The sequence below is a fragment of the Shinella sp. S4-D37 genome (assembly GCF_040812195.1).
Taxonomy (GTDB): domain Bacteria; phylum Pseudomonadota; class Alphaproteobacteria; order Rhizobiales; family Rhizobiaceae; genus Shinella.
On the sequence record NZ_JBFNXL010000005.1, the window covers coordinates 3,163,627 to 3,188,642 of the forward strand.

Here is a 25,016-nt window from a genome sequence, read left to right on the forward strand (position 1 = left end):
GGAAAGAGCAGGAGGCAGGCATGCTGCCGCGTTTGGCAACGACGACCGATACCGCGCAGCCCTCCCTCGCCGTTCCGGCGGGCGCATCGATCGAGGCCGCAGCCAGGCCGCAGCTTTCCGCCGCCGCCCTTGCCAACCTCAGGGCCGAGGTGCTGCTGCGCCTCATCGAGACCCTTCTCAAGCACATGCCGCGCACCGGCGAAGCAAACCCGGGCCGTGACCTCCTGGAAACGGTGCTGGCCGTGCTGAAGACCCTGCCCGGCCGCGAGGGCGAGGGCGGCCGCAAGCTCGCCGACCTACTCGCCAGGTTGCCGCCGGAGCTTCGTCCACGCGTCGAAAAGCTGATCGGTACGGTGCTGTCCTCCATGCCGACGCGCAGCCTCGTCGCCGTGGTGCGCGATCCGAACGGGCCGCAGGCGCAGAAGCTCGCCACCTTTCTTTCGGCGAGCCTCAAGGCCGATACGCCCGCCGCCCTGCGCCCGGAAGGCCAGTCGAAGCCGCTCGGCCTCGATGCCCGGCAGCTCGCCGCCGTCGGCCGCCACAGCCCGCAGCAGGCCGACCAGCCGCTCCAGCTTGCCGGCGATGCCCGCACCCTGCAAACCATGCTGAAGCGCATCTTCGATTTCGACGGCGGCAGACCGCATCCGGCGACCGCCCGGGCGCCTGAAACGGTCACCGCCCGGCTGGAGCTTGCCGTGCCCAACCGGCTGCCCGCCGCAGAAAACGCCACGCAGCCCAGCGGCCGGCCCGTATCTGCTCCCGCCGCCGCGACCGGCAACCCGCAGCCCCTCGAGGCCGGGGAACTCGCGATCCGTCGCACGGACGGCGGCGTGGAAAACGAGAGCGCAACGCCGGGCGTGAAGCGGGAAGACGTTCCGGTAAGGGCGCAGCTCGCCAATATGGCGGGACAGGCGCTCGCCCGCAGCGTGCTGCAGGCCGTCGCCCGCGACCTCGCCCCGGCCCTCCTGATGCCGGCCGTCGCACAGCTCCTGGCGAACCTGACGCCCGAAGAGGCGAATTTCATCCGCTCCCTGCTGGAACGCCCGTTCGACCCCGCGGGCGAAGCCGGTCCCGCCCACCTTGCGGTGGGCGACGGCGAACCGGCAGAGGGCGCGCCGGAGGCCGGCAGGGCCCGCGCCGCGACGACGCCGACGACATCCGCCTTGCCGGTACAGGCCGCGGAGCCGGACGATATCCTGCCGATGCCGCAGGCCCGCGAGGCGCTGCAGGCCCTCCAGGCGGCGCTGGCCGACGCGACGCCGGAAAGGCTGCTTTCGACGCCCCTCCTGCGCGAGGGCATACCGCTCGCCTTCGTGCCCTACCTGCCGGCCGAGGAGGACCTCGACTGGGCGGATGGCCGCGAACGGGAGGACGAGGACGAGACGGCGCACGAGGACGGCGGCGAGGGGGAAGACTCCGGCGGCGAGGCGGGCGAGGACGCGCCCCTCGAAGCGCCCGGCGAAGAGCCCGAAGCGGCCGACATGGAAAGGCGCCGCGAAAAGACCGCCGAGATGGTCGGCGTCATCGAACCGGGCCTCGCCTTCTATCAGAAGCTCGGCGACTACTGGACCTGACCGACCCCAAAGAAAAACCCGCGGAGATCGCTCTCCGCGGGTTTTTCATGTCGAGATAAGCGACAAGCTTATTCGGCGTTGTTGCGGTTCTTCAGAGCCGCGCCGAGGATGTCGCCGAGCGAAGCGCCCGAGTCGGACGAACCGAACTGTGCGACGGCTTCCTTCTCTTCGGCGATTTCCAGAGCCTTGATCGAAAGCTGGATCTTGCGATCCTTCTTCAAGAAGTTCAGGACGCGGGCATCGACCGTCTGGCCGACCTGGAAACGCTCCGGACGCTGCTCGTCACGGTCGCGCGACAGGTCGCCGCGGCGGATGAACGCCGTGATGTCCTCGTGGTTGACGAGCTTCACTTCGATGCCGCCATCGTTGATCGCGATGACTTCGGCCGAAACGACGGCGTTCTTGCGCAGGTCGCCGGACGCGGCAGCGTCGCCGACCGAATCACGGCCGAGCTGCTTGATGCCGAGCGAGATGCGCTCCTTGTCGACGTCCACATCCAGAACGACAGCCTTGACGACGTCGCCCTTGTTGAACTCCTCGATGACCTGCTCGCCCGGACGGTTCCAGTCGAGATCGGACAGGTGCACCATGCCGTCCACGTCGCCGTCGAGGCCGATGAACAGGCCGAATTCGGTCTTGTTCTTGACTTCGCCTTCGACTTCCGTGCCGGCCGGGTGGCTGTGCGCGAAGGCCTGCCACGGGTTCTCGAGGGTCTGCTTGAGACCGAGCGAGATGCGGCGCTTCGTCGGGTCGACTTCGAGAACGACCACGTCGACTTCCTGGCTCGTGGACAGGATCTTGCCGGGGTGAACGTTCTTCTTCGTCCAGGACATTTCCGAGATGTGGATCAGGCCTTCGATGCCCGGCTCCAGCTCGACGAACGCACCGTAGTCGGTGATGTTCGTGACCGTACCGGAGATCTTCTTGCCGGTCGGGTACTTGGTGCCGATGCCATCCCACGGATCCGACTCGAGCTGCTTCATGCCGAGCGAGATACGGTGGGTTTCTTGGTTGATGCGGATGATCTGTACCTTGACCTGCTGGCCGATGGACAGGATTTCCGACGGATGGTTGACGCGGCGCCAGGCCATGTCGGTGACGTGCAGCAGGCCGTCGATACCGCCGAGGTCGACGAACGCACCGTAATCGGTGATGTTCTTGACGACGCCGTCGACGACCTGGCCTTCTTCGAGGTTCTGGACGATTTCAGAACGCTGCTCGGCGCGCGACTCTTCAAGAACCGTGCGGCGCGAAACGACGATGTTGCCGCGGCGCTTGTCCATCTTGAGGATTTCGAAGGGCTGCGGGTTGTGCATGAGCGGGGTGACGTCGCGGATCGGACGGATGTCGACCTGCGAACGCGGCAGGAAGGCGACGGCGCCGTCGAGATCGACGGTGAAGCCACCCTTGACCTGGTTGAAGATGACGCCTTCGACGCGCTCGCCGGCTTCGAACTTGACTTCGAGCTTGGCCCAACTCTCTTCGCGGCGAGCCTTTTCGCGCGAAAGAACAGCTTCGCCAAGCGCGTTTTCGATGCGCTCGACATAGACTTCGACTTCATCGCCGACCTTCAGCGTGCCGTCCTTCGACTTCGCGCCGAATTCCTTCAGCGGAACGCGACCCTCGACCTTGAGGCCGACGTCGACGATGGCGACGTCCTTCTCGATGGCCGTAACGATACCCTTGGCAACATAGCCTTCGGCGAGATCGTTGGTGGCAAAGGATTCCTGCAGAAGGGCAGCGAAATCTTCGCGCGTGGGGTTTGCTTGAGACATTGAAACTCCTGGTGTGCCGATGGGCACGGGCGCCGGGGGTTAGCGTTGATGAGGAACGAGGCGCTCTCCGCTGCCCATGAGGCAGCAAATCCGGCGCGGGGACAGGCCTTGTTCTAGTGCTTAAGCGCGGCGTCGATGATCGACCGTGCCGCGGAAAACGCCGCCTCTATACCCATTTCGGAGGTATCTAGCAAGTGCGCATCGTCGGCGGGCTTCAGCGGGCTGTCCGCCCGGCCCATGTCGCGTTCGTCGCGGCGGCGGATGTCGTCGAGAATCGTCTCGAAATCGGCCACACCCCCGCTGCCGAGGATTTCATCGTAGCGGCGCCTGGCGCGCACCTCCGGCGATGCCGTGACGTAGAGCTTGACCGCCGCATCCGGGCAGACCACCGTGCCGATGTCGCGCCCGTCGAGCACCGTGCCCGGCTCGCGCGCTGCAAAGCCGCGCTGCGCCTCGACCAGCGCCCGGCGCACAGACGGCATGACCGCGATCTTCGAGGCAGCCTCGCCGATCGCATGGGCCGAGAGCACCGCCCGGTCGAGCCCGCCGAGGTCGAGGGTGCGCGCCACATCGGCCGCCACCGCCTCGTCGTCGAGCGGCAGGCCGCGATCGAGGAGCGCCTTGGCGGTCGCGCGGTAGGTCAGGCCCGTATCGAGATGATGAAAGCCATATTCCTGCGCGATGCGGCGCGACAGCGTACCCTTGCCCGCGGCAGCCGGGCCGTCGATGGCGATCGTCTTCATTTCGCACCCATGCGTCACCAACTTTTCACAAAAGCTGTTACCGGAAGACAAGGCGCGATGCCAAGCGGCAAGGCGTCTTCCAACCTCACGCGCTAAGGTCGATCCTCGCGCCCAACCCCGCCATCAGGTCCATGAACTCGGGGAAGCTCGTGGCGATCATCGTCGCGTCGTCCACCGTGACCGGGTTTTCCGAGACAAGCCCCATGACGAGGAAGCTCATGGCGATGCGGTGGTCGAGATGGGTGGCGACGGCGGCGCCCGCGGCATTGCCGAGGCCCTTGCCGTCCGGACGGCCGCGCACGACGAGCGAGGCTTCGCCCTCGTCGCAATCGACGCCGTTAAGCTTGAGGCCGACCGCGACGGCCGAGAGGCGGTCGCTTTCCTTGACGCGCAGTTCTTCCAGGCCGTTCATGACCGTCGTGCCGTCCGCGAAGGCCGCCGCGACGGCGAGAACCGGATATTCGTCGATCATCGACGGCGCGCGGTCTTCAGGCACTGTCACGCCCTTGAGCGTGGAGGAACGGACGCGCAGGTCCGCCACGTCCTCGCCGCCGGCAAGGCGAGGGTTCAGCACCTCGATATCGGCGCCCATCTCCTGCAACGTCAGGATGAGGCCGGTGCGGGTCGGGTTCATCAGCACGTTGAGGATGGTGATGTCGGAGCCCGGCACGAGCAGCGCGGCGACCAGCGGGAAGGCCGTCGAGGACGGATCGCCCGGCACGTCGATGACCTGGCCGGTGAGTTTTCCGCGGCCCTCGAGGCGGATCGTGCGCACGCCGTCCGCATCCGTCTCGACGGTGAGGTTGGCACCGAAACCCTGCAGCATCTTTTCCGTATGGTCGCGCGTCATGATCGGCTCGATGACGGTGGTGATGCCGGGCGTGTTGAGCCCGGCAAGCAGCACGGCGGACTTCACCTGCGCGGAGGCCATCGGCACGCGGTAGGTGATCGGCGTCGGCGTTTTCGGGCCGCGCAGCGTCACCGGCAGGCGGTCGCCCTCGGCCGAGGTCACCTGCACGCCCATTTCGCGCAGCGGGTTCAGCACGCGGCCCATCGGGCGCTTGGTGAGCGAGGCGTCGCCGATGAAGGTCGAGTCGAAATCATACACACCGACAAGGCCCATGGTCAGGCGGCAGCCGGTGCCGGCATTGCCGAAGTCGAGCGGCGCCTCGGGCGCGAGCAGCGCGCCGTTGCCGACGCCGTTGATGATCCAGGCGTCGCCCTCTTTCCGGATCTTCGCGCCCATGGCCTGCATGGCCTTGCCCGTGTTGATCACGTCCTCGCCTTCCAGCAGGCCGGTGATGCGCGTCTCGCCGCTGGCAAGGCCGCCGAACATGAAGGAGCGGTGGGAAATCGACTTGTCGCCGGGGATGCGGACGGTCCCGGACAGGCCGGAGGATTTACGGGCGGTTGCGGGCCGGCTGCTTGCGCCGTGCGACATGGTCGTCTTCCTTATATACATCCACGGCTCCCCGGAGAGGATCGCCCGGGAAGAACGCGGGCTTGCTATCACAAACGATTTGAAGCGTCATCATCCCGTCGAAAAACATTCGTCGCGGTATTTCCCTGCGGGCCGTTCAAAGCAGGGGCCGAAGTTGGGCCTAAAGTTAGGCTTTGACAGGCCTGCCCAAGACGATTAAGGGGACCCGCTAATCATTTTACCGTTCAACGCGCCGGAACCCCCGGCCCCGCCGGAAACATACGGCACAAAGAAGGCTTTGATTGTGGCAAAAGCGGAACTCGGAACCAAACGCATCGATCCGGAAACCGGCCGGAAATTCTACGACCTGAACCGCGATCCGATCGTCTCCCCCTACACGGGCAAGTCCTATCCGCTGTCCTTCTTCGAGGAGACGTCGGCGGCTGCAGTTCTGGAGAAGGATGAGGACGAGGACGTCAACGAAGTCGATACCGAGAACACGGAAGTCGAACTCGTCTCGCTGGAGGATGCCGACGAGGACGCAGCGGGCGGCGACGACCTGCCGGATCTCGGCGATGACGACGTGGAGATCGACGGCGACGAGGACGACACGTTCCTCGAACAGGACGAAGACGACGACGATGACGACATGACCGGCCTCATCAGCGTGACCGGCGACGAAGACGAAGCATAAGAGTTTGATTTTCCGGCCGGTTTCAAAAAAATCGGCCGAATTTCATTTTTCGGCTTGCCATCTCCGAAGCCCGGAAGTAATAAGCCGCCAACCGAACGGCAACGCTGCTTCGGTTCCCGGAAACCGGCCTTGCCGGACCCGTTATGGGGCTATAGCTCAGCTGGGAGAGCGCTTGCATGGCATGCAAGAGGTCAGCGGTTCGATCCCGCTTAGCTCCACCAAACTTTTTTCCAAGACAGATGCCCTGATCTACGGTTGCTCGCGCGTGCCCGGCACTTCGCGCTGCTCGGCATCCTCAAGGTCCGTCTTGACCAGAAAGGCGTCCGTGTGTTCGCGGGCCGCCTCGCGCATGGCGGCGAGGTTCGGCACGTCGTCGCCCTCGATCTCGCCGTCGCCCTGGTCGATTTCCCGTTCGGCCTGATACCAGTGGTCGTCCGGCTTGCCGTCCGGCCGGCCTTCCTGCTGCCAGAGTTCATGGGCGCGCTGGCGTATCTTGTCTTCGCGATCGTCGGTCATGGATAGGCTCCCTTCCGTTTCTGCGATAATGGCGCAAGGCTGGAGATGTTCCGGCATCCCGCCGTCGCCTTGAAGTCATTATGTCCCCGCTTGCACAGTTCAGGAAGCGCGAATAAGCATGTCCTGCCGCGCGTCTCAGGCATGACGCACGCCTTGTCGGGGGACAATCATGAGCTTCACGGAAACGACGACCACGTCCTGGTTCTCCAGGCTGAAGGGGGCGCTGATCAAGATCGTGGTCGGCTTCATCCTGCTCATCGCCTGCATCTGGCTTCTCTTCTGGAACGAGGGCCGGTCGGTGAAGACCTACCGGGCGCTCGTCGAGGGCGCCGGCCTCGTCGTCTCCGTCGACAACGGCAGCGTGGACCCGGCCAACGACGGCAAGCTGGTGCATGTTTCCGGGCCGGTGAAGCCGGTCGGCGTGCCGGAGGACACTATGCTCGGCATTTCCGCCGAAGGGGCGGCCGGGATCGAGCGCATCGTCGAGATGTACCAGTGGGTCGAGACCTCGAAGTCGGAAACGCGCAAGCAGCTCGGCGGCAGCGAGGAGACGGTCACCGCCTATTCCTACCACAAGGAATGGAAACGCAACGAAGTCAGCTCCGGCAGCTTCCGCCAGTCGGGCCACGACAATCCGCAAAAGCCGATCGACGATGCGAATTTCCCGGTGAAGTCCGCGACCATCGGCGCCGTCAGCGTCGATGGCGGCGCGGTTGCGCGCCTCGGCGAGAAACGCCCCGTGCCGCTCAGCGCGCTCGACGCGAACCGGATGGGCGAGGCCGTGACGCTCGGCAAGCCCGTCTCGACGATCGCCGGCCAGGCCGTCTTCTCGTTCAATCCTGAGGATCCGCAGGTCGGCGACATCCGCATCCGCTTCGAGCGCTCCGACATCGCCGAGGCGAGTTTCGTCGGCGCGCAGCGCGGCAGCGGCCTGACGCCCTACAAGACGACGAACGGGCGCGACCTCTTCCTCAGCGATGCCGGCCTCGTCGATGCCGCCGCCATGTTCGACGCGGCGCAGAGCGAGAACACGATCATCACCTGGCTGGTGCGGGCCGGCGGGCTCATCGGTATCTTCGTCGGCTTCGCCTTCATCCTGTCGATCCTCGGCGTGATCGCCGACATCGTGCCCTTCGTCGGCTCCATCGTGCGCTTCGGCACGTCGGCGATCGCCCTCATCCTCACCTTGCTGATCGGGCCGGCCGTCATCGCCGTCGCCTGGATCGCCTACCGCCCGCTGATCGCCATCGCGGTTCTTGCCGCAGGCGTTGCGCTGGCGGCGGGCATCCTCTATCTGCGGCGGGGCAAGGCTGTGGCGCCGGCCCTCGGACGGGCCTGAGGCCGGCGCGGACATGACAACGGACAAGCGGGTAACGCGTGACCTATTACGCCTCGAAGATCTTCTGGCTGGCGGCCCAGCCCCTGTCGCTCACGCTCCTGCTGCTCGTCCTCGGCCTTGTGGCCGGGCTTTTGAAGTGGAACCGTCTTCGGGCGACGGCGAGCGGGCTTGCCGCCCTCGTGCTTTTCCTGACGTTGTTCACCACGACGGGCTCCGTCCTGCTGCAGGTGCTGGAAGAGCGCATCCCGCGGGCGGAACTGCCCGCCGGCGGGCCTTCCTGCATCATCATGCTCGGCGGCGGCGTGGAGGCGGAGGTGATCTCGGCACGCGGCGGTTTCGAGATGAACCAGGCGGGTGACCGCTTCGTCGAGACGCTGCGGCTGGCGCGGGAATTTCCGGCGGCGCGCATCCTCATTTCCGGTGGCGACGGCTCACTGAGCGGCAGCTACGAGGGCGACGCGGCGGTCGCGACACGCTTCTTCGAAGCCTTCGGCGTGCCCGCAGACCGGCTCATCCGCGAGACCGAATCACGCACGACCTTCGAGAACGTCGCGAACACGAAGGACCTGCTCGCCGTAAGCGGGCTGGACCGCTGCCTGCTGGTGACCTCGGCCTTCCACATGCCGCGCTCGGTCGGCCTGTTCCGTAAACTCGGCCTCGACGTCCTGCCCTGGCCGACGGATTTCCGCACGACGGGCCGGGCCGGCCTTGCGCTCGATTTCACGCAGCCTTCCACCAACAGCCAGCTGACGACGACGGCGCTCAGGGAATGGATCGGGCTGCTCGTCTACTATTTCGCGGGCCGCACCCACGCGCTCTTCCCGCAATAGGGGCTACTTCTTCGAGATCGTATCGAACTGGGCGCCGCGCACGCGAATGGTCATGATGCAGTATTCGGGATCGTCGCGCCCGCAGCTTGCGGCATTGGCCTTCAGCTCCAGCACCATGTTGCCGTAGCGCTTCTTCATCTCGTAGCCGTAGAGATCGGCATTGGCGGCGAGGAAATAGCCACCTTCGGCGACCTGGATGTAGAATTCATGGGGGCAGCCGACATTGCCGCACAGGCCGCCCGGCGTGCCGTCGCAATTGACGGCGCCGAGATTGAAGATCGCATCGACGATGCCGTCATTGTTGAAATCGACATTGTCGGCAAAGTCCTCGCCGAAGATCGCTGCCTTGCAGCGCGTGGCGACCTCGGCCTCGACGACCGCCCGCGCATCCGGCACGATTTCGGCCGCGCGGACCGGCAGGACGGTCGAAACGAGTGCGGCGGCGAGAAGCGCGAAGAAACGGATGCGGATGGTCATCTGTCAAACCTTTCCATGGCGGGCGATTCGGTCAATATGCGCACGGGCCGTCGCCGCGCCTGATTCTGCCCGGGCATACGGGCGCGCACTCTAGCGCGGGGAAGCTGTCGCGAGGCTTGGGCGGCGAAGGAGGAATGCGTGTCGATCCTGGAACTGCTGGATTATACGGGCGTTGCGGTCTTTGCCGCGACCGGCGCGCTCTCGGCCTCGCGAAAGCAACTCGACATCATCGGCTTCCTCTTCCTCGCCGCGGCGACCGGCATCGGCGGCGGCACATTCCGCGACGTCATCCTCGGGGCGACCCCGGTCTTCTGGGTGGTCAATCCGACCTATCTCATCGTCTGCATCACGGTGGCGCTCGTCGTCTTCGTGCTGGCGCACCGCATCGAGTCACGCTACCGCCTGCTGCTCTGGCTCGATGCGATGGGCGTCTCGGCCTATTGCGTGATGGGCGCGGCGAAGGGCCTTGCCGCCACCGGCTCGCCGACCGTGGCGATCACCACGGGCGTGCTGACCGCGAGCTTCGGCGGCATCCTGCGTGATGTGCTGGCGGGCGAGCCCTCCGTGCTGCTGCGGCCGGAAGTCTACATCACCGCGGCGCTCATCGGCGCGGCCGGCTTCACGGCGGCGAGCGTTGCGGGTGCGCCGCTCTGGGCGGCGTCCGCCATCGGCATCGGCGCGGCCTTCGTCGTGCGCGGCGGGGCGCTGCGATTCGGCTGGCGCTTCCCGGTCTACAAGCCGCGGCCGGGCCGGCATCCCGATGACGTGATGTGAGGCGAGTGGCCGCGATCAGCCCTTCTTCGGGCGCAGGCGGATGATCACGTCGACGTGCGCGATCTCCATGCCCTCGGGCGGCTCCGGCAGGTTGCCGATGGCGATGTTGCTCACGGGAATGTCGAGGACGTGGTTCTCGCCCTCGACGAAGAAATGGTGGTGGTCCGACACGTTGGTGTCGAAATAGGTCTTCGAGCTTTCGACCGCGAGCACCCGGATGAGGCCGGCCTCGGTGAACTGATGCAGCGTATTGTAGACGGTCGCGAGCGACACCGGGACGCCGGCGGTGACGGCCTCCTCGTGCAGTTCCTCCACCGTCAGGTGGCGGTCACCCTTGGCGAAGAGCAGGTCGCCGAGTGCCACGCGCTGGCGCGTCGGGCGCAGGCCGCAATGGCGCAGGCGCTCTTCGATGGGCATCTCGTGTGCATGCGTCATGGGCGACGGATCCGCTTGTCTGGCCTTGAACAACAATCTTGAACATTCGATATAACTTTACGAGCGCCGGGATTCAATAGGATTACGGCGGCCTCAAGGCGCTCAACATGCGGAAAAACCGGGGCCTTTACTATCGTCACGGCAATTTGCGCTGGCTGTCACCGCTGGCATCATGTATGCGGACAGCTGAATGAACGTCCCGCCCGAAGACGGCGGGGCGATAAAAAGGAGAAGGCCCGGGTGCTTCAAATCGTGCCGCACCTTCTCTAAATCTAACGCAGATCAAGCGTTGTTCAGACCGGGGATGAGACATTCGATGACGACGAGGCAATCCAGCTACAACTACGAGGAAATCCTGGCCTGCGGCCGCGGCGAGCTGTTCGGCCCCGGCAATGCCCAGCTTCCCCTGCCGCCCATGCTGATGGTCCACCGCATCACCGACATTTCCGAGACCGGCGGCGCCTTCGACAAGGGCTATATCCGCGCCGAATACGACGTGAAGCCGGACGACTGGTACTTCCCCTGTCACTTCCAGGGCAACCCGATCATGCCGGGTTGCCTCGGCCTCGACGGCATGTGGCAACTGACCGGCTTCTTCCTCGGCTGGCTGGGCGAGCCCGGCCGCGGCATGGCGCTTTCCACCGGCGAGGTGAAGTTCAAGGGCATGGTCCGCCCGCATACCAAGCTCCTCGAATACGGCATCGACTTCAAGCGCGTCATGCGCGGCCGCCTCGTTCTCGGCACGGCGGACGGCTGGCTGAAGGCCGATGGCGAGACCATCTACCAGGCGAGCGACCTGCGCGTCGGCCTGTCGAAGGACAAGGAAGCTTGAAGACGGCCCGGCGCCGCCTTCACAACGAGACGTTCTAGAAAAGGTCAGTATCATGAGACGGGTAGTCGTCACGGGTCTGGGGATCGTATCCTCCATCGGGAACAATGCGGACGAAGTGACCGCGTCGCTGCGCGATGCGCGCTCGGGCATCAGCTTCTCCCAGGATTTTGCCGACCACGGCTTCAAGTGCCAGGTCTGGGGCGCGCCTAACATCGACACGAGCGAACTCGTCGATCGCCGCGCCGCCCGCTTCCTCTCGCAGGGCGGCTCGTGGAACCACGTCGCCATGAAGCAGGCGATCGCCGATTCGGGTCTCGAAGAGGCCGACTACGCCGCCAACGAGCGCACCGGCATCATCATGGGCTCGGGCGGCCCCTCCACCCGCACGCTGATCGAGGCGGCCGAGATCACGCTCAAGAACAATTCGCCCAAGCGCATCGGCCCGTTCGCCGTGCCGAAGGCGATGTCCTCGACGGCATCGGCAACGCTCGCCACCTGGTTCAAGATCCACGGCGTCAACTACTCGATCTCGTCCGCCTGCTCGACCTCGGCGCACTGCATCGGCAATGCCGCGGAAATGATCCAGTGGGGCAAGCAGGACATCATGTTCGCCGGCGGCCACGAGGATCTCGACTGGACCATGTCGAACCTGTTCGATGCCATGGGCGCCATGTCCTCCAAGTACAACGACACGCCCGCGACGGCCTCGCGCGCCTATGACGTCAGCCGCGACGGCTTCGTCATCGCCGGCGGCGCCGGCGTCCTCGTCCTGGAAGAACTGGAGCACGCCAAGGCGCGCGGCGCGAAGATCTATGCCGAGATCGTCGGCTACGGCGCAACCTCCGACGGCTACGACATGGTGGCCCCCTCGGGCGAAGGCGCAATCCGCTGCATGCGCCAGGCGCTTTCCACCGTGAAGGGCGACGTCGACTACATCAACACGCACGGCACCTCGACGCCCGTCGGCGACAGCAAGGAGATCGGCGCGATCCGCGAAGTCTTCGGCGACAGGATCCCGCATATCCAGTCGACCAAGTCGCTGACCGGCCATTCGCTGGGCGCTGCCGGCGTGCAGGAATCGATCTACGGCCTCCTGATGATGCAGGCCGGCTTCATCGGCGAAAGCGCGCACATCACCGAGCTCGATCCGGAATTTGCCGGCGTGCCGATCGTGCGCAAGCGCATCGACGATGCCAAGATCGACACGGTTCTTTCCAACTCGTTCGGCTTCGGCGGCACGAACGCCACGCTGGTCTTCCAGCGCCACAACGGATGACAGGCATGACGGGGATCATGAACGGCAAGCGCGGCCTCGTCATGGGGGTCGCGAATAACCATTCCATCGCGTGGGGGATCGCGCAGAAGCTGGCCGGCCAGGGCGCGGAACTCGCCTTCACCTACCAGGGCGAGGCGCTCGGCAAGCGGGTGAAGCCGCTCGCCGCCGAACTCGGCTCGGACTTCGTCATTCCCTGCGACGTCGAGGACATCGCGTCGGTGGATGCGACGATCGCGGCGATCAAGGAGAAATGGGGCAGGCTCGACTTCGTCGTGCACGCCATCGGTTTTTCCGACAAGAACGAGCTGAAGGGCCTCTACGCGGACACCTCGCGCGACAATTTCTCGCGCACCATGGTGATTTCCTGCTTCTCCTTCACGGAAATCGCCAAGCGGGCCGCCGACCTGATGAACGAGGGCGGCGCGATGCTGACGCTGACCTATGGCGGCTCCACGCGCATCATGCCGAACTACAACGTCATGGGCGTCGCGAAGGCCGCGCTGGAAGCATCCGTGCGCTACCTTGCCGGCGATTACGGCCCGCGCGGCATCCGCGTCAACGCCATCTCGGCCGGCCCGATCCGCACGCTCGCCGGCGCCGGCATTTCGGATGCCCGCGCCATGCTGTCCTGGCAGCAGAAGAACGCGCCGCTGCGCCGCACGGTCACCATCGAGGATGTCGGCAATTCCGCGCTGTATCTGCTCTCCGACCTGTCGAGCGGCGTGACCGGCGAGATCCACTACGTGGATTCCGGCTACAACATCACGTCGATGCCGACGCTGGAGCGGCTGGCCAAGGCCGACAGCGAATAAAAAGACGGCGCGGAGTTCCAGGACTTCGCGCCGTTTTTCTTTACGAACGCACCATCAGGACGACGACAAGCAGGATCAGCACCGCCAGGATGCCGAGGAACACCGTTTTCACGCGGCTGTTCATTTCCAATGGCTTGCCGTCTGGGCCGCGCCGCAGAAAGGCGAGCGGCACCTCGGAGGTCGGCGTATGCCCCTCCCCTTCCTTCATATCCTTCGCGATGACTTCCGCCACATCTTCCGTGATCGGCGGTCTGGCAGGTCCAAAAGCCATGACGGGTCTCCTGAACGGGAACGGTCCGATGATGGTGGACCCGTTTCAGGAAAATGGCAATCGGCTGCGGCAATCGGCGTCAGCACGCGCTGACGCCCATCAAATCGCCGGGCTCAGCGGCGCCCCCACAGAACCTTGAAGCGGGCATTGCGGCAGACTTCGCCGCTCTCCTTGAAGGCTTCCTTCAGCACCGGCTCGTAGGGCAGGCCGCGATTGGCGACCATCAGCAGGCGCCCGCCGGCCTTCAGCGATTTTGCCGCCATGCGGATCATGCCGGCGCCGAGCGAATGGTCGGCGGCATGACCTTCGTGGAAGGGCGGGTTCATGACGATGAGGTCATAGTGGTCGCGCGGCATCTCGGCCGTCAGGTCGAACCAGAAATAGCGGGCCGGAATGTTCGGGCAGTTCTCCGCCATGTTCTCCCTGGCGGCCTCCAGCGCCTCGTAATGCGCCTCGAAGAGGTCGATGCCCTTGACCTGCGGTGCGCGGCCGCCGAGCATGACGGAGAGATAGCCCCAGCCCGCGCCGAAATCGGCGGCGTGGCCGTGGAAATCCTCGGGAATGCGCGTTGCAAGCAGTTCGGAGCCTTCATCGATCCGGTCGTGCGAGAACATACCCGGCGCGGCGGTGAAGCGGCCGACGACGCGCACCGGCTTTGCCGCCAGCCTGGCGATGGCGTCGGCCGGGTCTTCCGGCCGGGCGAACCAGATGGCGAGGCCGTGGTATTTCGGCATGTAGTCGCCGGAAAGGCCAAGCTGGTCGAGGCGCTTGCGCATCGACTGCACGCCGTCTTCCTTGCTGCCGGCAACGACGATCAGGCCGCCCGTGCGCACCCGGCGCAGCGCCTCGGCAATGCGGTTCTCGTTCTCGCCCTTGTGCTTGTTGATCAGGATGAGCGCGCCGTCGAAATCCTCGCCCTCGATCACCGGCTTGACCGGCACGCGCACGGCCTCCAGCCCGCGATGGAGCGCGCGCTGCGGCTGCACGGCCTCCAGCGTCGCGGCAAAGCCCTCCGGCGGGCGCTGGCCGGCCTCGGCGCCGAGGAAGAGGTAGCGTTCGCCCTCCTGCGGCATGGCGAGCGTGCCGGCGGCAAAGGGATGGAACAGGGTCTTGAGGGCTTCGCGGGTCATGGCGGGCTTTCGGCGGACGAGCGGTTCCGGCGGGAACCGCGAGACAAAGGGGTCGATCAAAGGAAAGGGGCGCGGAACGTGCCGCTCCGCGCCCCTTCTGAACATGGAGGGTCCGATTACTCGGCGGCTTCGCCGTCGCCCTTCTTGTCGGCAGCGACTTCCTTGCCGGTCGCCTGGTCGACGACCTTCATGGACAGGCGCACCTTGCCGCGCTCGTCGAAGCCCATCAGCTTGACCCAGACCTTGTCGCCTTCCTTGACGACGTCCGAGGTCTTGGCAACGCGCTCCTGGGCGAGCTGCGAGATGTGCACGAGGCCGTCGCGCGGGCCGAAGAAGTTGACGAAAGCGCCGAAGTCGGCAGTCTTGACGACCGTGCCTTCGTAGATCTGGCCGACTTCCGGCTCCGCGACGATCGAGTGGATCCACTTGCGGGCCGCTTCGATCTCCTTGCCGGAGGACGAGGCGATCTTGATCGTGCCGTCGTCCTCGATGTTGATCTTGGCGCCGGTCTTCTCGACGATTTCGCGGATGACCTTGCCGCCCGTGCCGATGACTTCACGGATCTTGTCGACCGGGATGTTCATGACTTCGATGCGCGGTGCGAATTCGCCGAGCTGCGAGCGGCCTTCGGAGATGGCATTGGCCATTTCGCCGAGGATGTGCTTGCGGCCGCCCTGCGCCTGGCTGAGCGCGACCTTCATGATCTCTTCGGTGATACCGGCGATCTTGATGTCCATCTGCAGGGAGGTGATGCCGTCGGCGGTGCCGGCGACCTTGAAGTCCATGTCGCCGAGGTGGTCTTCGTCACCGAGGATGTCGGAGAGAACGGCGAAACGGTCGCCTTCCAGGATCAGGCCCATGGCGATGCCGGCAACCGGCTTTGCCAGCGGAACGCCGGCGTCCATCAGTGCGAGCGAGGTGCCGCAAACCGTTGCCATCGAGGACGAGCCGTTCGATTCGGTGATCTCGGAAACGACGCGCAGCGTGTAGGGGAACTGTTCCGCCGTCGGCAGCATCGGGCGGATGGCGCGCCAGGCGAGCTTGCCGTGGCCGATTTCGCGGCGGCCCGGGGAGCCCATGCGGCCCGTTTCACCGACCGAGTAGGGCGGGAAGTTGTAGTGCAGCAGGAAACGTTCCTTGTACATGCCGGTCAGGCTGTCGACATACTGCTCGTCTTCGCCGGTGCCGAGCGTCGCAACGACGACGGCCTGGGTCTCACCGCGGGTGAAGAGCGCCGAGCCGTGGGTGCGCGGCAGGATGCCGACTTCCGAGACGATGGCGCGAACGGTATCGAGATCGCGGCCGTCGATGCGGCTCTTGGTGTCGAGGATGTTCCAGCGGACGATCTTGGCCTGGAGGTGCTTGAAGACGGCGCCGATGACTTCGGCAGTGTACTTCGGCTCGACGCCTTCCGGGAAGAAGTGTGCCTTCACCTTGGCCTTGGCGGCGTCGACGGCGGCGTAGCGATCGGCCTTCTGGGTGATCTTGTAGGCGGCGCGCAGTTCCGTTTCGGCAAGGCCCAGCATTTCGGCTTCGAGCGCGGAATGATCTTCCGGGTTGAAGTCGCGGGGTTCCTTGGCAGCCACTTCAGCGAGCTTGATGATCGCGTCGATGACCGGCTGGAAGCCCTTGTGGCCGAACATGACGGCGCCGAGCATGACGTCTTCGGCAAGTTCCTTGGCTTCGGATTCGACCATCAGGACGGCGTCCTGCGTGCCGGCGACGACGAGGTCGAGAACGGACTCGTCCATCTCGTCGAGATGCGGGTTGAGGACGTATTCACCGTTGATGTAGCCGACGCGCGCCGCACCGACCGGGCCCATGAAGGGAACGCCGGAGATCGTGAGCGCTGCAGAAGCGGCAACCATCGACAGGACGTCGGGATCGTTTTCGAGGTCATGCTGGACGACCGTGACGACGACCTGCGTGTCGTTCTTGTAGCCTTCCGGGAAGAGCGGGCGGATCGGGCGGTCGATCAGGCGGGAAACCAGCGTTTCCTTTTCCGACGGACGGCCTTCGCGCTTGAAGTAGCCGCCCGGGATCTTGCCGGCGGCATAGGTCTTTTCCTGGTAGTTGACGGTCAGCGGGAAGAAATCCTGGCCGGGCTTGGGCGCCTTGGCGGAAACGACGGTGGCGAGAACGACGGTTTCGCCGTAGGTCGCCAGAACCGCGCCGTCAGCCTGACGGGCGATCTTGCCGGTTTCCAGCTTGAGCGGACGGCCCGCCCATTCGATTTCAACCGTATGGGTATCGAACATGTCTTGTCCTTCTTGGCAGATACGCGCACCGCCGCCGAAAGGCGCAGGTGGTCTATCCGCTTTCATGACGCATCATGGGCAAGACAACGGGAGGCTTCCAGGTGACGGCTCGCGCCCTGCGGGCGAGGGCTCCGTGAGCCCGGCCGACGACGGGCGCGCGCCTGAAGCATCCTGCAATCCTGCCCCATGACAGGTCATCGGTTGGTTCCGCAGGACCGGCCCATCCGGCCTGCTGGAGAAATCCCGTTTCGCGAGGCGGTCTCGACCGGCACAGGCGGAACGGTACGGCGGAAACAGCTTCCGCAAAAGAAAGCGGCGGGCGCTCACGAAGAGCGCCCGCCGGAATTGCTTAGCGGCGAATACCCAGGGCAGCAATCAGCTTGCTGTAACGGGTTTCGTCCTTCTTCTTGAGGTAGTCAAGAAGCGAGCGGCGGCTGGAAACCATCGTCAGGAGACCACGACGCGAGTGGTTGTCCTTCTTGTGGTCCTTGAAGTGACCGGTCAGGTTGTTGATACGCTCGGTCAGGATCGCGACCTGGACTTCCGGGGAACCGGTGTCGCCTTCGACGGTTGCGTATTCCTTGATCAGCGCAGCCTTGCGCTCAGCAGTGATCGACATCGTATGTCCTTTCATGAACGGGAACAAAGGTCGCCAAAAGCCGGGATGTCGTCCAGCAATGGCCGTGAAGGCAAGCAGGGAAGCCCCTGCATTGCTGGCGGTGCCTATAAACCATTCCCTGATGAAAGGAAAGAGCCGTCGTCACGCCCCTTCAGCGCTGCTCGGCCGGCTGGCCGGGGGCGGCCTTACGCGCTTCGCCCGGCTGCCCGCACACGACATAAGCCCCGAACACCCAGCCGAGCCGTTCGCCCTGCCGGGCGACGAAAAGCCAGTGTTTCGCGCCGATCCGCATCTCGTCGACGATCTCGACCTCAGTCCCGTTCGCAAGCGTCGTCAGGATCGCGCCGTTCGGGGCCGAGCGCACGTTGAGCGGCGTGCCGGTCGGGTCGTCGACCGAGCACCGGCCATAGGCGGCGAAGGCGGTGGAAGCCGAGAGGACAACGCAGGCGGAGACAGCGGCCCCATGCAGCAATGACGTCATGAAGCACACCTGTTGTCGATGCATCGGGAAAGGACCGGCGCCCTCATTGCGCTGCGCCGTGATGATGGGCATCGTCATCGCGCAGCCGTGCGAGCGGGATCGTCACCCGCCACTCGATACCGTCGTCATGCACGACGAAATCCAGCTTCGCGTCGAGCGCCATGCCGAGCATGCGCTCCAGGACGACGCTGCCGAAACCCTTGTGGCTTGCGGCGATCGCCTCCTTGTCGATCACCGCCCGGCTTTCGCGCCAGACGAGGTTCAGGTCCTCGCCGGCCGTCGCCCAGCTCAGCGACACGATCCCCGTCTCGTTGGCGAGCGCGCCGTATTTCGTGGCATTGGTCGACAGTTCGTGCAGCGCCATGCCCAGCGTCTGCGAGGCCTGCGGATCGAGGAGCACGGCGGGACCGGTTATGCGCACGCGCTCCGTATCGGCGGGCGTGAAGGGCTTCAACTGGTTCTTGGCCAGCTCCATCAGGTTCACGCCCTGCGTGGCATTGGCGATCATCAGGTCCGTCGAGCGGGCAAGGCCGGCCACGCGCCGGCGGAAGGTCTCGGCGAAATCGGTGGCGTTTTCCGCGCTCGCCGCCGACTGGTTGAGCATGGCCTGGATGACCGTGAGCTGGTTCTTGGAGCGGTGCGCCACCTCGCGCATCAGGAAGCGCACCTCGTTTTCCGATTTCACCCGCGCGTCCGCCGCTTCGGCAAGGGCCCGGGAGACCGTCTCCAGCTCGGAAATGGCATAGGGGCGCGGGGCGACCCGTTCGCCCTCGCCAAGCCGGCGCGCGTCATGCGCCAGGAGCCGGACGTCGCGTGACAGCACGCGGGCGATGCCGACGGCGCTGATGGCGGCGAGCGCGGCGAAGACCGCGCCGCCGATGGTCAGCCAGAGGAAGGAGGAGACGGCCGGCGCCTGCACATCCGACGATTTTGCCCAGGCGATCATGCGCCAGCCGGCAAGCGAGGAGAATTCCGTGACGACCTGGTAGTCGACACCGTCGCGCTTCATGCTGCTGACGCCGAGGCGCAGCGAAGGCACGACGCGCAGGAAGAACGGCCGCCCGGTCTTCTGCTTCTCGTCGGTCGAGGCGATGACCGTGCCGCTGGAATCGAGCACGGCCGCGTTCCAACCCGGCGAGAGCACGTCCGGATTGACCGCGCGCCGCAGCGCCTCGGCGTTCTTCGTCAAGGTCAGCAGGACGGGCTGGCCGTTGGCGAGCCGCACGGGCATGTAGACGTTGAACACCCATTGCTGCGCCGTGCGGCCGAAGAAGAGGTCGGAAACCATGCGTTCGCCGCGCGACAGCGCCAGGCGCGCCGAAAGGGGCTCGGAGGCCAGATTCAGCGGCGCGCCGAGGGGAAGGCGCGTGTTGAGGCGCTGCTTCATCGCCTGATCGATGACGATGAAATAGATGTCCGTGCCCTCGAGCGTCTTGGTCGCCTGGGCGTGAAGGGTCGCATAGTCGCCCTTCGGCAGGCTTTCCGAGGTGGACAGGAAGTTGAGCGTCGAGAACATCGCCGTGATCTCGCGCTCGACGGCACGGTTCACGGCGCTTGTCGAGGTCCGCAGCAGCGATTCGAAGATACGGTCCTGCGCCTCGGTGGTGCGCTTCAGCACGACGATGGAAAACAGGAAGGCGGGAATGACGACAACGAGGATGAGGCAGACGAGATAGAAAACGACGGGGTGATGCATGCGCCGGCGGCTTTCGGCAGGTCCTGCTTCCCCGTGCATATCCTCGTCGGATACCGTTCGGTCAGTCGGCGCAATCGTCAACGGCCAGCCCTTTCACCTTCGCCCGCCGGCGGCCGCGACGGCAAAGCGCCGCCCGGCCCGCCCTCGAACGAACCTCGCCGGCCCATAAAGCCCATAGCTTGTGGTGAAATCAAGTCGGCGGAGATGGGTTCCCCACCTTCCCTCAGCCGCCGAAGACGCGCTTCGGCCGGAACTCGCCGCCGCCGACCTCGCCGATCGCCACCAGCTTGCCGCGCGCCGTGGCATAGGCCTCGTCGGCGGAGACCGGTGCATCGCGGCCGCGCAGGATGATCGGATTGCCCATGCGCAGGCGGTGCGCCTGGTCGTCGTTGATGACGATCTGCGGCAGGCTGGAGAGCGCTTCGCCCGTATCGATCAGGAAGGCATCGAGCGCGGCAAGCCGTTCGGCCTCGTCCTCGATCGCCTCGAGCGCCGTCAGGTCCGCCAGCGGGACCATGTCGTCCTCGCCGAAGGGCGCAACGAAGGTGCGCCGCAGCCCCGAGATATGACCGAAACAGCCGAGCTGGCGGCCGAAATCGCGGGCGAGCGCACGCACATAGGTGCCCTTGCCGCATTCGACCTCGAACTGAGCCGTGTTCTCGTCCGGGCAACCGGTCAGCGTCAGGCGGTGGATCTCCACCTCGCGCGAGGGGATCTCCACCGTTTCGCCTTCGCGGGCGAGGTCATAGGCGCGCTCCCCCGCGATCTTGATGGCGGAGAATTGCGGCGGGATCTGCTGGATGACGCCGGTATAGTCGCCGAGGATCGCCTGGATCGCATCGACGGCCGGGCGATTTTCGGAACTCTGCGTCACCTCGCCCTCGAGGTCGTCCGTCGTGCGTTCCTCGCCCCAGGTCACCGTGAATTCGTAGATCTTGCGGCCGTCCATCACGTAGGGCACGGTCTTGGTCGCATCGCCGAGTGCGATCGGCAGCATGCCCGAGGCGAGCGGGTCGAGCGTGCCGGCATGGCCGGCCTTCTGCGCCTTGAACAGCCACTTGATCTTGGCGACGGCCTCGGTGGAGCCGAAATCGAACGGCTTGTCGAGGATAAGCCAGCCGGAAACCGGCCGGCCCTTGGGTTTGCGGGGTCTGGACATGATCTTCCTGGATTACGTGTCGTCGCCGTCTTCGGGCGAAAGATCGCGGGCGACTTCCGGCGAGCGCAGGAGTTCGTCGATCTTCTTGTAGTTGTCGAAGCTCGTATCGTCGCGGAAGCGAACGTCCGGCATGTACTTCATCTGGCGAAGCTGCGGGCCGAGGCGGCCGCGGATGAACTTCGAATTGCGGTTGAGCGCCTCGATCACCGCCTCGTGGTCCTTGACGCCGAGCGGCGTGACATAGGCCGTCGCGTGCTTCAAGTCCGGCGACATGCGCACTTCCGAAATGGAAATCACGGTCTTCTCGAGAAGAGGATCGCGCACTTCGCCGCGCTGGAGGACCTGGGTGATCGCCGCGCGCACCTGCTCGCCCACGCGCAGCATGCGTTGCGACGGCGCCGAGGATGTTGCTCTGGTCATGGTCGTCACCTTCAAAAAAATGCGAGCGCCGAAACGGTCCGGCGCTCGCACGATGGGTCTGTCCGCCGGACGCTTACAGCGTGCGGGTGATGTGCTCCACGCGGAAGCACTCGATCGTGTCGCCCGCGCGGATGTCCTCGTAGTTCTCGAAGGCCATGCCGCATTCCTGGCCCATCGGCACTTCGGCGACTTCGTCCTTGAAGCGCTTGAGCGTCTTGAGCTTGCCTTCGTGGATGACGACGTTGTCGCGCACGAGGCGCACGCCCGCACCACGCTCGACCTTGCCTTCGATGACGCGGCAACCCGCGACCTTGCCGACCTTCGTGATGTTGAACACCTCGAGGATCTCGGCATTGCCGAGGAAGGTCTCGCGACGCTCCGGCGAGAGCAGGCCCGACATGGCCGCCTTCACGTCATCCACCAGATCGTAGATGATGTTGTAGTAGCGGATTTCGAGGCCGGCCCGTTCGGCGGCCGTGCGAGCCTGCGCATTGGCACGGACGTTGAAGCCGATGATGGCGGCGTTGGAGGCTTCGGCAAGCGAGATATCGGATTCCGTGATGCCACCGGCACCGGAATGGACGATACGGGCGCGGACTTCGTCCGTGCCGAGCTTTTCCAGCGCGCCGGCAATGGCTTCGATCGAACCCTGCACGTCGCCCTTGATGAGCAGCGGGAACTCCTTGAGGCCGGTGTTCTGCAGCTGGCTCATCATCTGCTCGAGCGAACCGCGCGAACCGGCCTGGCGTGCCACCTGCTTTTCGCGGGCGAGGCGCTGGCGGTATTCCGAGATCTCGCGGGCGCGGCTTTCGTTCTCGACCACGGCGAACTTGTCGCCGGCGGCCGGCGTGCCGGAGAGGCCGAGCACCTCGACCGGCGTGGCAGGGCCGGCTTCCTTGACGTGTTCGCCCTTGTCGTTGACGAGCGCGCGCACACGACCCCACTGATCGCCGGCAACGACGATCTGGCCAGGGCGCAGCGTGCCCGTCTGGACGAGAACGGTGGCGACGGCGCCGCGACCGCGGTCGAGCTGCGCTTCCACGACGACACCTTCCGCGGTGCGGTTCGGGTTCGCCTTGAGGTCAAGGATTTCAGCCTGCAGCAGAACGGCCTCGAGCAGCTTGTCCAGGTTCACGCGGTTCTTGGCCGACACTTCCACGTCGAGCGTTTCACCGCCCATGGATTCGACGAACACCTCGTGCTGGAGGAGCTGGTTGCGTACCTTCTGCGGATCGGCTTCGTGCTTGTCGATCTTGTTGATCGCCACGATGATCGGAACACCTGCCGCCTTGGCGTGATTGATGGACTCGATCGTCTGCGGCATCACGCTGTCGTCGGCCGCGACGACGAGGATCGCGATGTCCGTCGCCTGCGCACCGCGGGCACGCATGGCGGTGAACGCCGCGTGGCCGGGGGTGTCGATGAAGGTGATCTTGTTGCCGTTCTGCTCCACCTGGTAGGCGCCGATATGCTGCGTGATGCCGCCGGCTTCGCCAGCGACCACGTTTGCATGCCGGATGGCGTCGAGCAGCGAGGTCTTGCCGTGGTCGACATGGCCCATGATGGTCACGATCGGCGGACGCGATTCCAGGTCGCCGGCATCGTCGGCAACGTTGAAGATGCCTTCTTCGACGTCGGATTCCGACACGCGCTTGACGGTGTGGCCGAATTCGCCGGCGATAAGTTCAGCCAGGTCGGCGTCGATCAGATCGCCAGGCTTCATCATCTGCCCTTCCTTCATCAGGTACTTGATGACGTCTACGGCGCGTTCGGACATGCGCTGCGACAGTTCCTGAATGGTGATGGTTTCCGGCAGGATGACTTCGCGCACGACCTTTTCGCGCGTCTCCTGCATCATCGAGCGCTTGAACTTCTCCTGGCGGCGACGCATGGCCGAGAGCGAGCGGCCGCGCTGTGCGCCGTCCTCGTCGCTCGACGCCGTCGTCAGCGTCAGCTTGCCCTGGCGGCGGCCGTCATCGGCCTTCGGGCGGGCGGGAGCCTTGGCCGGTTCCGGGCGCTTGACGGCGCCGCGGTTGACCGGTGCGCCGCCGCGCGGACGCTTGTCGCCCGTCTCTTCGGGTTCGTTGCGGCCGCGGCCGGCGATCGGCGCCGGGGCCGGGGTCGGCGTGCGGACGGGCTGCGGGCGGGCTTCGGCGGCGGCCGGCCTTGCTACCGGCTGCGCGACGGCGGCTTCCTCCGCGACCGGAGCGGGAGCGGCGGCCTCGGCGGCGCGGCGCTCGGCCTCTTCCTTCTCGCGGACGATGCGGGCCTCGTCCTCGGCCTTGCGGCGGGCTTCCTCTTCCACCTTGCGGCGGGCCTCGTCCTCGGCGCGCTGGCGGGCCTCGGCGGCGTCGCGGATCTGCGCTTCGGCGAGCGCGCGGCGACGGGCCTCGACCTCATCGGGGGAAAGCTGGTTCAGCACCACGCCGACGCGCGGGCGGCTCTGCTCGACGTGCTGCTGCGGCGCGGAACGCGTCTGCTGCTGCACGGGGCGCGTCTGCTGCGGCTCGGGCTGGCGCTGCTGCACGGGCGTGACGGGCGTCACCGGCCGCTCGTCTTCCGGGCGGTTGATGCGGCGCTTGCGGGTCTCGACCACGACGGCCTTCGTCCGGCCACGACCCATGTCCTGGCGCACGGTTCCCTGCTGAACCCCCGAGGGCTTCAGGCTCAGGGTCTTCTTGCCAGCCACGCTGATCGTCTTGTCGTCTTTGTTGTCGGTCATTCCGTTCCGTTCCTAAGATCAGGGCCGGATGCGTATCACCAGACCCCGTCGTTCAATTGTGTTCATCCAATGCGATTTCGGCCGGCGACAAGCCGGTGACCGCGTCATTGGTTTGGCTGGCCAGCGCCGCCACTTGCCCTCGACCGGTCGCCGTCCCGGTATTTTTCGAGCATGATTGCGCGCTTCACTACACCCTCACCCGCCTGCCCTGCAAGCGCCGCGGCATGGATAAAAGCATTCTGGCCCAAAAGGCCCTCCAATTCGCTCTCGCGGAAGAGCTTGAAGGAGGGTATTTCCGTTTCGTCCTCGGTGAGGAAGCTTGCAGCCTTCCTCGCCTGATCGATTTTCCTCACGCCGTCCTCGGCCGCATCCGTCGCATGGAAGACGGCAAGCGCAGCCAGGGAGCGGACCGCCTGGTCCACCTTGGTGGAACCGGTGATGAACTGGCCGGCCTTGCGCGCCATGTTCATCATGCCGCCGAGCTGGGCCGCCAGAAGCCGGTCCACCTCGGCGCCGAGCTCCAGGCCCGCCTTCGCCTCCGCCTTCAGCGCCCGGGCAAAAAGCTTCCTGGCGATCGCCTTGTCGAGGATCGCCCGTTCGGCCTTCACCCAGCATCCACGTCCGGGAAGCTGACGCTTCAGGTCCGGCACGACGCTGCCGTCCGGACCGGCGACGAAGCGGATCAGGTCGTCCGCCTCGCCCCTTTCGCGCGTCACGATGCACATGCGGTCGTTCACGCCTTCGTCCTTCTTACCCATGCCAC

23 protein-coding genes, 1 tRNA gene and 1 pseudogene are annotated in these 25,016 nt (G+C 65.6%); 9 read left to right on the top strand and 16 right to left on the bottom strand.

Features of this window, described 5'->3' with window-relative positions; genetic code table 11:
- The first annotated feature begins 20 nt into the window (after positions 1-20).
- Positions 21-1,574 carry a hypothetical protein gene (locus AB3G45_RS23005; RefSeq protein WP_367832754.1) on the top strand — a complete coding sequence of 518 codons (1,554 nt, stop codon included), beginning with the start codon at positions 21-23 and terminating at the stop codon, positions 1,572-1,574.
- A 68-nt stretch (positions 1,575-1,642) separates the two neighbouring features.
- On the opposite strand, the gene rpsA is transcribed toward AB3G45_RS23005, so the two are convergent.
- The 3 genes from rpsA to aroA all read right to left on the bottom strand — a co-directional run bounded on the left by rpsA (position 1,643) and on the right by aroA (position 5,533).
- Positions 1,643-3,349 (bottom strand): 30S ribosomal protein S1, encoded by a 1,707-nt coding sequence (gene rpsA / locus AB3G45_RS23010; protein WP_367832755.1) that lies wholly within the window; start codon positions 3,347-3,349, stop codon positions 1,643-1,645.
- Between the two features lie 113 nt (positions 3,350-3,462).
- Complete coding sequence (cmk, locus tag AB3G45_RS23015; RefSeq protein ID WP_367832756.1) at positions 3,463-4,092, bottom strand: (d)CMP kinase; 630 nt, start codon at positions 4,090-4,092, stop codon at positions 3,463-3,465.
- Between the two features lie 85 nt (positions 4,093-4,177).
- Positions 4,178-5,533, bottom strand: a complete 1,356-nt coding sequence (aroA, locus tag AB3G45_RS23020) for a 3-phosphoshikimate 1-carboxyvinyltransferase (protein WP_367833653.1) — start codon at positions 5,531-5,533, stop codon at positions 4,178-4,180.
- Positions 5,534-5,816: 283 nt separating this feature from the next.
- Here aroA and AB3G45_RS23025 point away from each other — a divergent pair, with 283 nt between their 5' ends.
- Both AB3G45_RS23025 and AB3G45_RS23030 read left to right on the top strand, forming a co-directional pair.
- The gene (locus tag AB3G45_RS23025) at positions 5,817-6,206 is read left to right on the top strand and encodes a TIGR02300 family protein (protein WP_367832757.1); all 390 of its coding nucleotides are present in this window, start codon (positions 5,817-5,819) and stop codon (positions 6,204-6,206) included.
- 145 nt (positions 6,207-6,351) lie between these two features.
- Positions 6,352-6,427, top strand: a tRNA-Ala gene (locus AB3G45_RS23030).
- 28 nt (positions 6,428-6,455) lie between these two features.
- On the opposite strand, the pseudogene AB3G45_RS23035 reads toward AB3G45_RS23030, so the two are convergent.
- Positions 6,456-6,710 (bottom strand): annotated as a pseudogene (locus tag AB3G45_RS23035) (DUF2934 domain-containing protein); the annotation flags it as partial.
- 181 nt (positions 6,711-6,891) lie between these two features.
- On the opposite strand from AB3G45_RS23035, the gene AB3G45_RS23040 reads away from it, so the two are divergent.
- On the top strand, positions 6,892-8,061 hold the full coding sequence (locus tag AB3G45_RS23040; protein WP_367832758.1) for a TMEM43 family protein: 1,170 nt from the start codon (positions 6,892-6,894) through the stop codon (positions 8,059-8,061).
- 38 nt (positions 8,062-8,099) lie between these two features.
- Positions 8,100-8,891 carry a YdcF family protein gene (locus AB3G45_RS23045; RefSeq protein ID WP_367832759.1) on the top strand — a complete coding sequence of 264 codons (792 nt, stop codon included), beginning with the start codon at positions 8,100-8,102 and terminating at the stop codon, positions 8,889-8,891.
- Between the two features lie 3 nt (positions 8,892-8,894).
- On the opposite strand, the gene AB3G45_RS23050 is transcribed toward AB3G45_RS23045, so the two are convergent.
- On the bottom strand, positions 8,895-9,368 hold the full coding sequence (locus tag AB3G45_RS23050; RefSeq protein WP_367832760.1) for a hypothetical protein: 474 nt from the start codon (positions 9,366-9,368) through the stop codon (positions 8,895-8,897).
- Between the two features lie 138 nt (positions 9,369-9,506).
- Between AB3G45_RS23050 and AB3G45_RS23055 the strand changes: the two genes are divergently transcribed.
- Positions 9,507-10,142 carry a trimeric intracellular cation channel family protein gene (locus AB3G45_RS23055; RefSeq protein ID WP_367832761.1) on the top strand — a complete coding sequence of 212 codons (636 nt, stop codon included), beginning with the start codon at positions 9,507-9,509 and terminating at the stop codon, positions 10,140-10,142.
- A gap of 15 nt (positions 10,143-10,157) precedes the next feature.
- Here AB3G45_RS23055 and irrA read toward each other — a convergent pair whose 3' ends face one another.
- Complete coding sequence (irrA, locus tag AB3G45_RS23060; RefSeq protein ID WP_367832762.1) at positions 10,158-10,577, bottom strand: iron response transcriptional regulator IrrA; 420 nt, start codon at positions 10,575-10,577, stop codon at positions 10,158-10,160.
- 316 nt (positions 10,578-10,893) lie between these two features.
- Here irrA and fabA point away from each other — a divergent pair, with 316 nt between their 5' ends.
- From fabA to fabI, 3 genes are read left to right on the top strand one after another with little or no spacing between them, the layout of a single operon-like run.
- Positions 10,894-11,409: a 3-hydroxyacyl-[acyl-carrier-protein] dehydratase FabA gene (gene fabA / locus AB3G45_RS23065; RefSeq protein WP_367832763.1), complete on the top strand. Its 516-nt coding sequence runs from the start codon at positions 10,894-10,896 to the stop codon at positions 11,407-11,409.
- Positions 11,410-11,461: 52 nt separating this feature from the next.
- The gene (fabB, locus tag AB3G45_RS23070; protein WP_367832764.1) at positions 11,462-12,685 is read left to right on the top strand and encodes a beta-ketoacyl-ACP synthase I; all 1,224 of its coding nucleotides are present in this window, start codon (positions 11,462-11,464) and stop codon (positions 12,683-12,685) included.
- A gap of 5 nt (positions 12,686-12,690) precedes the next feature.
- A complete protein-coding gene (fabI, locus tag AB3G45_RS23075) occupies positions 12,691-13,497 on the top strand; it encodes an enoyl-ACP reductase FabI (RefSeq protein ID WP_367832765.1) in 807 nt (268 codons plus the stop codon).
- Between the two features lie 40 nt (positions 13,498-13,537).
- Here fabI and AB3G45_RS23080 read toward each other — a convergent pair whose 3' ends face one another.
- From AB3G45_RS23080 to AB3G45_RS23125, 10 genes are all read right to left on the bottom strand, one after another.
- Complete coding sequence (locus AB3G45_RS23080) at positions 13,538-13,768, bottom strand: hypothetical protein (RefSeq protein WP_367832766.1); 231 nt, start codon at positions 13,766-13,768, stop codon at positions 13,538-13,540.
- A 113-nt stretch (positions 13,769-13,881) separates the two neighbouring features.
- On the bottom strand, positions 13,882-14,898 hold the full coding sequence (locus tag AB3G45_RS23085; protein ID WP_367832767.1) for a class I SAM-dependent methyltransferase: 1,017 nt from the start codon (positions 14,896-14,898) through the stop codon (positions 13,882-13,884).
- 116 nt (positions 14,899-15,014) lie between these two features.
- Positions 15,015-17,156, bottom strand: a complete 2,142-nt coding sequence (gene pnp, locus AB3G45_RS23090; protein WP_367832768.1) for a polyribonucleotide nucleotidyltransferase — start codon at positions 17,154-17,156, stop codon at positions 15,015-15,017.
- 349 nt (positions 17,157-17,505) lie between these two features.
- The gene (rpsO, locus tag AB3G45_RS23095) at positions 17,506-17,775 is read right to left on the bottom strand and encodes a 30S ribosomal protein S15 (RefSeq protein WP_367832769.1); all 270 of its coding nucleotides are present in this window, start codon (positions 17,773-17,775) and stop codon (positions 17,506-17,508) included.
- Between the two features lie 151 nt (positions 17,776-17,926).
- Positions 17,927-18,256, bottom strand: a complete 330-nt coding sequence (locus AB3G45_RS23100) for an SH3 domain-containing protein (protein ID WP_367832770.1) — start codon at positions 18,254-18,256, stop codon at positions 17,927-17,929.
- A 43-nt stretch (positions 18,257-18,299) separates the two neighbouring features.
- Positions 18,300-19,952: a sensor histidine kinase gene (locus AB3G45_RS23105; protein ID WP_367832771.1), complete on the bottom strand. Its 1,653-nt coding sequence runs from the start codon at positions 19,950-19,952 to the stop codon at positions 18,300-18,302.
- Positions 19,953-20,175: 223 nt separating this feature from the next.
- Positions 20,176-21,111, bottom strand: coding sequence for a tRNA pseudouridine(55) synthase TruB (gene truB, locus AB3G45_RS23110; protein WP_367832772.1), 936 nt, complete (start codon positions 21,109-21,111; stop codon positions 20,176-20,178).
- Between the two features lie 12 nt (positions 21,112-21,123).
- Positions 21,124-21,531, bottom strand: coding sequence for a 30S ribosome-binding factor RbfA (rbfA, locus tag AB3G45_RS23115; protein WP_367832773.1), 408 nt, complete (start codon positions 21,529-21,531; stop codon positions 21,124-21,126).
- A 73-nt stretch (positions 21,532-21,604) separates the two neighbouring features.
- Positions 21,605-24,253, bottom strand: coding sequence for a translation initiation factor IF-2 (gene infB, locus AB3G45_RS23120; RefSeq protein WP_367832774.1), 2,649 nt, complete (start codon positions 24,251-24,253; stop codon positions 21,605-21,607).
- A gap of 104 nt (positions 24,254-24,357) precedes the next feature.
- A complete protein-coding gene (locus AB3G45_RS23125) occupies positions 24,358-25,011 on the bottom strand; it encodes an RNA-binding protein (RefSeq protein ID WP_367832775.1) in 654 nt (217 codons plus the stop codon).
- Between the last annotated feature and the right edge of the window lie 5 nt (positions 25,012-25,016).

Excerpts from the sequence above, each read along its gene's own strand:
- AB3G45_RS23005 (WP_367832754.1), top strand. The coding sequence starts at position 21 with ATGCTGCCGCGTTTGGCAACGACGACCGATACCGCGCAGCCCTCCCTC.
- rpsA (WP_367832755.1), bottom strand. The coding sequence starts at position 3,349 with ATGTCTCAAGCAAACCCCACGCGCGAAGATTTCGCTGCCCTTCTGCAG.
- cmk (WP_367832756.1), bottom strand. The coding sequence starts at position 4,092 with ATGAAGACGATCGCCATCGACGGCCCGGCTGCCGCGGGCAAGGGTACG.
- aroA (WP_367833653.1), bottom strand. The coding sequence starts at position 5,533 with ATGTCGCACGGCGCAAGCAGCCGGCCCGCAACCGCCCGTAAATCCTCC.
- AB3G45_RS23040 (WP_367832758.1), top strand. The coding sequence starts at position 6,892 with ATGAGCTTCACGGAAACGACGACCACGTCCTGGTTCTCCAGGCTGAAG.
- AB3G45_RS23050 (WP_367832760.1), bottom strand. The coding sequence starts at position 9,368 with ATGACCATCCGCATCCGTTTCTTCGCGCTTCTCGCCGCCGCACTCGTT.
- irrA (WP_367832762.1), bottom strand. The coding sequence starts at position 10,577 with ATGACGCATGCACACGAGATGCCCATCGAAGAGCGCCTGCGCCATTGC.
- fabA (WP_367832763.1), top strand. The coding sequence starts at position 10,894 with ATGACGACGAGGCAATCCAGCTACAACTACGAGGAAATCCTGGCCTGC.
- fabB (WP_367832764.1), top strand. The coding sequence starts at position 11,462 with ATGAGACGGGTAGTCGTCACGGGTCTGGGGATCGTATCCTCCATCGGG.
- fabI (WP_367832765.1), top strand. The coding sequence starts at position 12,691 with ATGACGGGGATCATGAACGGCAAGCGCGGCCTCGTCATGGGGGTCGCG.
- AB3G45_RS23080 (WP_367832766.1), bottom strand. The coding sequence starts at position 13,768 with ATGGCTTTTGGACCTGCCAGACCGCCGATCACGGAAGATGTGGCGGAA.
- AB3G45_RS23085 (WP_367832767.1), bottom strand. The coding sequence starts at position 14,898 with ATGACCCGCGAAGCCCTCAAGACCCTGTTCCATCCCTTTGCCGCCGGC.
- pnp (WP_367832768.1), bottom strand. The coding sequence starts at position 17,156 with ATGTTCGATACCCATACGGTTGAAATCGAATGGGCGGGCCGTCCGCTC.
- rpsO (WP_367832769.1), bottom strand. The coding sequence starts at position 17,775 with ATGTCGATCACTGCTGAGCGCAAGGCTGCGCTGATCAAGGAATACGCA.
- AB3G45_RS23100 (WP_367832770.1), bottom strand. The coding sequence starts at position 18,256 with ATGACGTCATTGCTGCATGGGGCCGCTGTCTCCGCCTGCGTTGTCCTC.
- AB3G45_RS23105 (WP_367832771.1), bottom strand. The coding sequence starts at position 19,952 with ATGCATCACCCCGTCGTTTTCTATCTCGTCTGCCTCATCCTCGTTGTC.
- truB (WP_367832772.1), bottom strand. The coding sequence starts at position 21,111 with ATGTCCAGACCCCGCAAACCCAAGGGCCGGCCGGTTTCCGGCTGGCTT.
- rbfA (WP_367832773.1), bottom strand. The coding sequence starts at position 21,531 with ATGACCAGAGCAACATCCTCGGCGCCGTCGCAACGCATGCTGCGCGTG.
- infB (WP_367832774.1), bottom strand. The coding sequence starts at position 24,253 with ATGACCGACAACAAAGACGACAAGACGATCAGCGTGGCTGGCAAGAAG.
- AB3G45_RS23125 (WP_367832775.1), bottom strand. The coding sequence starts at position 25,011 with ATGGGTAAGAAGGACGAAGGCGTGAACGACCGCATGTGCATCGTGACG.